At 37.4% G+C, this 7,873-nt stretch carries 8 protein-coding genes; 6 read left to right on the forward strand and 2 right to left on the reverse strand.

Annotated elements, in window-relative coordinates; genetic code table 11:
• Together AAC037_RS14480 and AAC037_RS14485 are read right to left on the reverse strand one after the other, a co-directional pair.
• Positions 1–227, reverse strand: a 227-nt coding sequence (locus AAC037_RS14480; protein ID WP_339903649.1) for an Ldh family oxidoreductase, incomplete at its 3' end; no start/stop codon positions are given.
• A 75-nt stretch (positions 228–302) separates the two neighbouring features.
• Positions 303–1,268: an exopolyphosphatase gene (locus AAC037_RS14485; protein WP_339903650.1), complete on the reverse strand. Its 966-nt coding sequence runs from the start codon at positions 1,266–1,268 to the stop codon at positions 303–305.
• A gap of 356 nt (positions 1,269–1,624) precedes the next feature.
• Between AAC037_RS14485 and AAC037_RS14490 the strand changes: the two genes are divergently transcribed.
• From AAC037_RS14490 to AAC037_RS14515, 6 genes are all read left to right on the forward strand, one after another.
• The gene (locus tag AAC037_RS14490; RefSeq protein WP_339903651.1) at positions 1,625–2,161 is read left to right on the forward strand and encodes a lipocalin family protein; all 537 of its coding nucleotides are present in this window, start codon (positions 1,625–1,627) and stop codon (positions 2,159–2,161) included.
• A 282-nt stretch (positions 2,162–2,443) separates the two neighbouring features.
• Positions 2,444–3,382: a mechanosensitive ion channel family protein gene (locus AAC037_RS14495; protein ID WP_339903652.1), complete on the forward strand. Its 939-nt coding sequence runs from the start codon at positions 2,444–2,446 to the stop codon at positions 3,380–3,382.
• 374 nt (positions 3,383–3,756) lie between these two features.
• Positions 3,757–4,230 carry a MarR family transcriptional regulator gene (locus AAC037_RS14500; RefSeq protein WP_339903653.1) on the forward strand — a complete coding sequence of 158 codons (474 nt, stop codon included), beginning with the start codon at positions 3,757–3,759 and terminating at the stop codon, positions 4,228–4,230.
• A 5-nt stretch (positions 4,231–4,235) separates the two neighbouring features.
• On the forward strand, positions 4,236–4,652 hold the full coding sequence (locus tag AAC037_RS14505) for a hypothetical protein (protein WP_339903654.1): 417 nt from the start codon (positions 4,236–4,238) through the stop codon (positions 4,650–4,652).
• Between the two features lie 36 nt (positions 4,653–4,688).
• Positions 4,689–5,354, forward strand: coding sequence for an HlyD family efflux transporter periplasmic adaptor subunit (locus tag AAC037_RS14510; protein ID WP_339903655.1), 666 nt, complete (start codon positions 4,689–4,691; stop codon positions 5,352–5,354).
• A 174-nt stretch (positions 5,355–5,528) separates the two neighbouring features.
• The coding region (locus AAC037_RS14515; RefSeq protein WP_339903656.1) for an efflux RND transporter permease subunit at positions 5,529–7,873 on the forward strand (2,345 nt) is incomplete at its 3' end.

Genomic DNA, 7,873 nt, shown 5'->3' on the forward strand with positions numbered 1-7,873 from the left:
GTACTTGGAGTCTCATGCACTATCCTAATATTAGGTGAAGGATTGATACGTCCCGCTTCCCATAGTCTTACGTATCCTGACAATCGAGCAACTCCGTGGGAGTCTACCCCTCTTAAGTCTGCGGACAACAAGACGGAGGCAGCAGTTTTTGCATCAGCCTCAGGGCATCCTATTTTTTGTAATACGGCAAAGGTAAATTTTTCTAATTGTTGGTGGGTGAAGTTCATTATTGGACAAGAAATTGGGTGATCGATGGTGCAAAAATGCTAAAAGTTAAAGCCTAATGGAAGAACTTTCCTTTTTTATTGGGTAGGTGTAAGGCTGGTGCTTTTTATTTTTTCCGTTTTGGTCATTGCTTCCGAAACAGCACCTTCTTTCAAGGAGTAAGTTGAACAAACCAACTGATCCGTTGGAACCCATTGGGTGATGAAACGAATCAGACAGGAAGCCACCACAATCATGTCTACTCTTAAAGGAATCATACCGGGGATTTTAAGTCGCTTGGCTTTGTCAAGTAGCAACAGTTCTGAAGCCATGTTTTCAAAGGCTGAAACAGGTAAAATATGACGAATAGTTTTTCTGTCTTTTTTCTTTCCTTCCGAAGCCAGGTACATGTCTGTCAAAGTATCAAAGGTGCCGGAAGCTCCGATTAGTTGTTGAGGAGCATGTGTATTGATGGCTTTTATAAGCGGAGTTAATTTTTCCGCCAGGTAGAGGGATAGTTTTTCCACTTCTTCAGGGAGAATAGGATCATGGTAATGGAACAAGTCCAATAACCTTTGGCCACCTATTTCAAAACTTCCTTTCCAAAGTATTTTATGCACATTTCCAATAATAAATTCAACAGATCCTCCACCAATATCCATCATTAGGGCATTGGCTGAGCTAAGACAAGCACTCAAGCGAATACCTTTATAAATCAGTTCAGCCTCCCGCTCACCGTCTATGATTTGTACATCTATTCCGATTTGTATTTTAATTTTCCGGATAAAAGAAAATCCATTGTCAGCATTCCTTACCGCACTGGTGGCAAATGCGAAAATTTGGGAAATGCCTTCCCCTTTAATGAGGTTGTGAAAATGCTCAAGGGTATGCAATCCACGTTTTTCAGCTTCCGGAAGAATGATGTTTTGATTGATGCCTCCCTGACCGATTTTCACGGGAACCTTTTCTTGGTAGATTACCTCAAAACCATTGCTGTCAAATGCTATCATTAGCAGATGAAAGGTATTGGTGCCCATGTCGATGACTGCCGCCTTTTTTTTCATAAAACCTGGCTTTCAAAAGTTTGTGCGAATATATAAAGTTTCTTGAAAAATTATTCATGCCCGGGATTTTATATTCAAAAAAATGATGTTAAAAACTATTCAGAGAAACTTCAAATTATTATAATCAAAATAATTAGGAGTTTAATTATAGATCATAGATCAGTTTTGGTGGATAAAAGAGATATATTGGCTCAAGAAGAATGGCATGCAAAGTGTTTGGGGCGATGAAGTTTTTCTGAAATACTGAAGGAATAACAACACTTGATTTATGCTATCAAGATTTTTATTTAGATATAGGGATACAGGCACAACATTTGTTTTAATAGTTAATACATCTTCTAAAAGGCTTTCTATTAATGAAAAACCAAATTTTAGTTTTCTTATTATTAACAGGGATATTTATGATAGGGCTTTTCTCTTGTGCAACGATCCCAAAAGGGGCGGAAGCAGTGCAATCCTTTGATAAGGAAAAATATTTAGGTAAATGGTATGAGATTGCCAGGATGGATTTCAAGTTTGAAAAAAACTTAAATAATACCACAGCCACCTATTCTATCAATGACAATGGGACGATTAAGGTCGACAATCGAGGTTACAATACAAAAAAAGAAGAATGGACTCAAGCCATAGGAAAGGCAAAATTTGTTGAGACTGAGAATGTGGGGAAGCTAAAAGTGTCATTTTTCGGGCCATTTTATTCAGGGTATAATGTAATCGCAATTGACAAAGACTATCAATATGCTTTGGTTGCCGGGAAAAGTCAAAAATACCTATGGATACTTTCTAGAGGGACGGATATACCTATAAACATTAGGAGTAAGTACCTGAAAATGGCTGAGAATATCGGTTATGATACTTCAACGCTTCTTTGGGTAAGTCATGATAAGATATAAAAATTCTACTGTAAGTTATTACTGTGGAGGCGACCGAACAATGGTCTGAGGTTATAAATTGGCTGGAGGTCTCTGCGGGCAGGATTTTGCTTGTTATAATGTGTGTCGGAATAAAATTATTTTATTATTAAAATATAATATTGCCTTTTCCCAACTGATTAAATTGATGTTGCGCCAAATAGTTTAAAACTTTTTTTTATGCAATAGGTTTATCTTTTGGCTCCTTAAAAATTAAAGGCATAGTAATTGGCTTCGAAATTGAATAACTGAAATTAATATACCATGGAAATTAATAAATATTACGATATTCTTACTCAAAAATTAATTGGATGGCTAGAACTTTTGGTTAAAATGCTTCCAAATTTTGTGGTAGCGATATTGGTGCTTATCGCATTTGTTTTAGTTGCTAGGGTGGTCAAAAATTTAAGCGATAGATTTCTGGGTAAGGCAATTAAGAACGACTCGCTTTCTTCCATAATATCGAAAATAATTTATATCATAGTTATTTCAATTGGTGTCTTTACAGCTTTAAGTTTCCTAAACCTTGACAAAACTGTTTCTTCCTTGCTTGCAGGGGCAGGAATAATTGGTTTGGCTTTGGGTTTTGCCTTCCAGGACATTGCCACTAATTTTATTGCCGGCTTTTTCATGGCCATAAAACGACCATTTAAAATTGGGCAGGTGATCCACTGTGAAGGGTACAGTGGTATTATCAAACGTATTGGCATACGAACCACAGAGCTGACCTCATTTCAAGGACAGGAGGTTATCATTCCTAACAAGATGTTGTTTCAAAATCCCCTGGTAAACGATTCTGAAAACACTTATAAAAGAATAGATTTAAATGTCGGGGTATCCTATGGGGAGGATTTGGAGCGGGTAAGAGACATTGCCATAGCAGCAGTAGAAAACGTACCTAATATTAATAAAAATAAAGACATTGACCTTGTTTATTTGGCCTTTGGAAGTAGCTCCATTGATTTTAGAATTATGATTTGGGTAGCCTTTAAAAGTCAATTGGAGTTTCTGAAGAGTCAAAGTGAAGCTATTATTGCCATTAAAAAAGCATTTGATAAGGAAGATATCATGATTCCATTCCCAATCCGTACCCTGGACTTTGGTATCAAAGGCGGTGAAAAATTGAATCAGGTTTTTCCCAGGGAAAAAATGCAAGCCAATATAAGTGATCAGCGTCAAGACAAGCCGCAAGGAGAGCAATAGGAATTATGTGGAACTAAGGTTTTTACTTTAATCCATGTAGTGGAGTAAATGTTTATTGTTGCTTTACCGGTCTAAGTATTTCAATTATCATTTATGGGGAGGTTAAATTGATTTTAGCCTTTTTTCATAATTAATGTCACTGGATTGGTGAATTTTTCAAACTGCCTTCAATTTTTTTGTATAGTTTTTAATTTGAAGGCTAAACTACAGGGTTGATCTAGTTTAGCCTTTTTATTTACTAAATACACCTCTATAAAACTAATGATTTTAGGTTGTGTGTTTATCTCTCAATTCATTGGATAAAATTAATTTTAAACATTTGAATAGTTGCATATGCAATCATTTAATTTATATTTGCTCAAAATTTGATGGAAATGGATAAGGATTATAAGCCCAATATTAATGAATATGGTATTTTGCCATGGTTAGGAAAGACCATGAAATGGGTAGATATTTTCATTAATGCAAACCTAAAGGAAGCCGGGGTGGATTTGACTAAGAAGCAGATGCTTGTGTTAAAAGCCTTGTCGATGAAGGGGCCTTTACCTCAGAATGATTTGGCATTTATTACAGAAAGAGACAAAGCTTCATTGGCCAGATTTATTAATACTTTGGAAAAGAAAAATCTTGTAGCGAGAATCCCTTCTGCAAGGGATAAGAGAATAAACATGGTTCATTTGACCAAACACGGAGAGCAGGTGTTTCAGAATACTGTTCCGATCTTTAGAAAATTGGTATTACAAATCCAGGAAAATATACCGGCGGAGGAGCTAGAACAAACGGTAAGAACTTTAGGTAAAATGAAAAAAAATATTGAGAATCTAAAAAGTGGTTGCAATAGCAACTAGTGTATATGAAAAGAAAACTAATCATTATTGGCGTAAGTATTGCGGTTTTGTTTGGCGGGTTTACATTATCTAATATTCTGAAAGAAAGCAAAAAGCCACCATTAAAAAATAAAGGCATTTCCACGGCTACCGTGTTTGCTGAAACCATTAAAAATTCCACATTACCCTTGGGCTTTACAGCTACCGGAAGTTTGGAGGCAAAGAATAGGGTTGAGATTTACGCAGAAGTGCAAGGTGTAATGACATCTCCTATAGGTAGTTTTAAGGAGGGGGCTTTCTATAAAAAAGGAAAGCCTTTGGTTGCCATTGAGTCGGATGTTTACCGTGCTAGTTTAATGTCTCAGAAAAGTAGTCTTCAAAATTTGGTGACTTCAGCACTTGCTGATCTTCGTTTAGACTACTCCTCGTCTTTTGAAAAATGAAATGAATTCCTGAGTCAAATCGATGTAAATAAACCCTTGCCAGCACTTCCGGAACCTGAATCCAATCAGGAAAAGATGTTTATTACCGGTCGGACCATTTATTCTACCTATTACAATGTGAGGAATATGGAATTGACTTTGGCCAAATACAATATTATGGCACCTTTTGATGGGGTATTGGTGGAAGCTTTGGTGACTCCGGGTTCTTTGATTAGGCCTGGACAAAAGTTGGGAGAATTTATTCAGCCAACAGTTTTTGAAATTGAAGCACCTGTGAGTGTTAGCATGATTGATTTTTTAGGGATTGGTCAAAAAGTAACTGTTACCTCCACAAATAACGATTCAAAAGAATGGGTTGGAGAAATTGTTCGAATCAACAGATTGGTCAACAGTGAAACCCAAACGATAAACGTGTATGTACAAGTCACAGGTAAAAGCTTGGAAGAAGGCATGTATGTGAAAACAAATATCATGGCCACGGAGGTTGAAAATGCTTATGAATTGAGCAGAAGTGTGGTATTTGATAAGAATCAAGTATTTGTGGTTGAGGATTCAATACTCGTCCAGAAGAAAATTGAACCTTTGTTTTATAAGGAAAAGTCTGTGGTGATAAGCGGGTTAAAAGATGGTGAGAAAGTGCTTACAAAGTTGCCTACAGGAGCTTACCCGGGCATGAAAGTAAGTATTTACGAGGAGCAATAACGGTGACTTCTCTTCTGCTTTTTTCGTACAGTTTTTTCACCATTCACTAGATTAAAAATGAAATCAATTATATCACATTTTATAAAATTCCCTGTGGCAGTCAATGTCATTATCCTGGCGGTAGTGGTTTTGGGTACATTTGGGATGTTATCTTAAAAATCCAGCTTTTTTCCTTTGCAGGATTCGAAGTTTATAGACATTACTATCAATTATCCCGGAGCATCCCCACAAGAAATGGAAGAAGGGGTTGTTCTAAAAATTGAGGACAATTTACGTGGGATTGTGGGGATTGACCGTTTTACTTCAGCTTCCTCGGAAAATACGGCTAGCATTTCTATAGAGGCCATCAAAGGTTATGATATAGATATATTATTGGCCGATTTAAAAAATGCTGTAGATAAAGTCCCTTCCTTTCCGGCAGAAATGGAGCCACCGGTAGTTGCCAAAAATGAAAATTTAAATGTCTCCATTGAGTTGGCATTAAGTGGGGAGAATATCCCTTTGAAAACCCTTAAAACCATCGGAAGGGAGATAGAGAATGACTTGCGAGGTATTGAAGGAATATCTCAGCTGACAATTGCCGGCTATCCTGATGAAGAAATTACGGTTTCGGTAAATGAAGAAGTATTACGTTCCTATAATTTGACATTTAGTGATGTTGCCAATGCTGTGGCCAATAACAATATTTTGGTTACCGGTGGGGCTATTAAAACCGAGGCAGAGGATTATTTGATTCGGGTAAATAATCGATCTTATTATGGAAAAGAGCTTAACAATATTATTCTAAAAACCGAGGAAAATGGTGCTATTGTTACTTTAGAAGATGTGGCAGTAGCAGAAGATGCCTGGTCTGAAACTCCTGATAGAAGTTATTTCAATAATCAACCCTCTATTTCATTTACAATTAGTACAACTAACAATGAAGATTTAATTGAAGCTGCAGAGAAAACGACCATATATGCCAAAGATTTCAATGAAACCCACAACAATATCCAGCTAAGTATAACCAATGACAGGTCTCAAATAGTTGTAGAACGTACGGAGCTTTTATTGGTTAATGGTATACAGGGGATAGCTTTGGTACTGTTTTTTCTTTCCTTGTTTTTGCGTCCAAGGTTGGCAGCTTGGGTGGCTTTTGGTATTCCTATTTCATTTATGGGAATGTTTATGATGGCCTCCTATTTTGATATTACCATAAATGTACTTTCTCTATTTGGGATGATAATAGTGATAGGGATCTTGGTTGATGATGGAATTGTGATTGCTGAGAATATTTTCTACCACCATGAACAGGGGAAATCCCGCGTTCAGGCAGCCATAGATGGGACAATGGAGGTTTTACCGGCCATTACTTCAGCCATTCTTACCACCTTGGTTGCATTTTCCACCTTCTTTTATTTGGATGGCCGATTAGGAGAGTTTTTTGGAGAGGTATCTATAGTGGTCATATTAACACTTGCCTTCTCTCTGTTTGAAGCCTTGGTTATTCTCCCTGCGCATGTGGCACATTCAAAAGCACTTTCCGGTAGTCAGAAAGAGTATTGGTTTAATACCAGGGCAACTACATTCTTGAATTTTCTGCGCAATAAGTTCTATAGTCCGGTTCTTCATTTCTGTATGGAAAACAAGGTGTTGGGCTTTTCAATTCTTATCGCCTTGTTTGTGATCACTACAGGAGCCATCCAAGGGGGGATAATTAGAACAACCTTTTTTCCCGTCATAGCATCAGACCAAGTTAATGTTACTTTGAAAATGCCACAAGGAATAAACCCTAGCGTGACAGACTCTATCATAACACAAATTGAGAATGTGGCCATCGAGGTCAATAAGGAATACACGGCAAAGCAGTCAGGTGGCGCCCAGGTTTTTCAAAGTATTATTAAGAGAATTGGTCCGGGTACAGCCAATGCCTCTTTAAAAATCAACTTGCTACCGGGTGAAGATCGTGATTTTACGGCTTCAGAAATAGCCGGATCTATTGCTCAGGCAGCAGGTGAGCACCCTTCTGCGGAGAGTTTAACCTTTGATGCCGGGTCCAGTTTTGGGGGCAAACCTGTTTCTGTATCACTGTTAAGTTACAATATAGAGGAGCTAAAGGCAGCCAAATTTGAGCTAAAAGAAAAAATCAAAGAAAACAGCCTGTTGCGTGATATAAGTGATAATGATCCTGCAGGTATAAATGAAATTAATATTGAATTAAAGGACAAGGCCTATGTTTTGGGTTTTACTTTAAATGACGTGATAGGGCAGGTTCGTGCCGGGTTTAATGGTTTACAGGTTCAAAGATTTCAGCGGGGACAGGATGAGATTATTGTCTGGGTGCGTTATGAAAGAGAAGGGCGTTCTTCTATTTTGAATTTAGATAATATGCATATAGTAAGTGCCTCCGGAAATCGTGTTCCCTTAGGTGAAATTGCTACCTATTATATCGCTAGAGGAGAAATCACTATCAATCATTTGGACGGAAAACGAGAAATAAAAGTAGAGGCCGACCTAAAAGATCCTAAGGATAGCTCTTC

Origin of the sequence: uncultured Cyclobacterium sp. (assembly GCF_963976465.1) — a bacterium.
Classification (GTDB): domain Bacteria; phylum Bacteroidota; class Bacteroidia; order Cytophagales; family Cyclobacteriaceae; genus Cyclobacterium.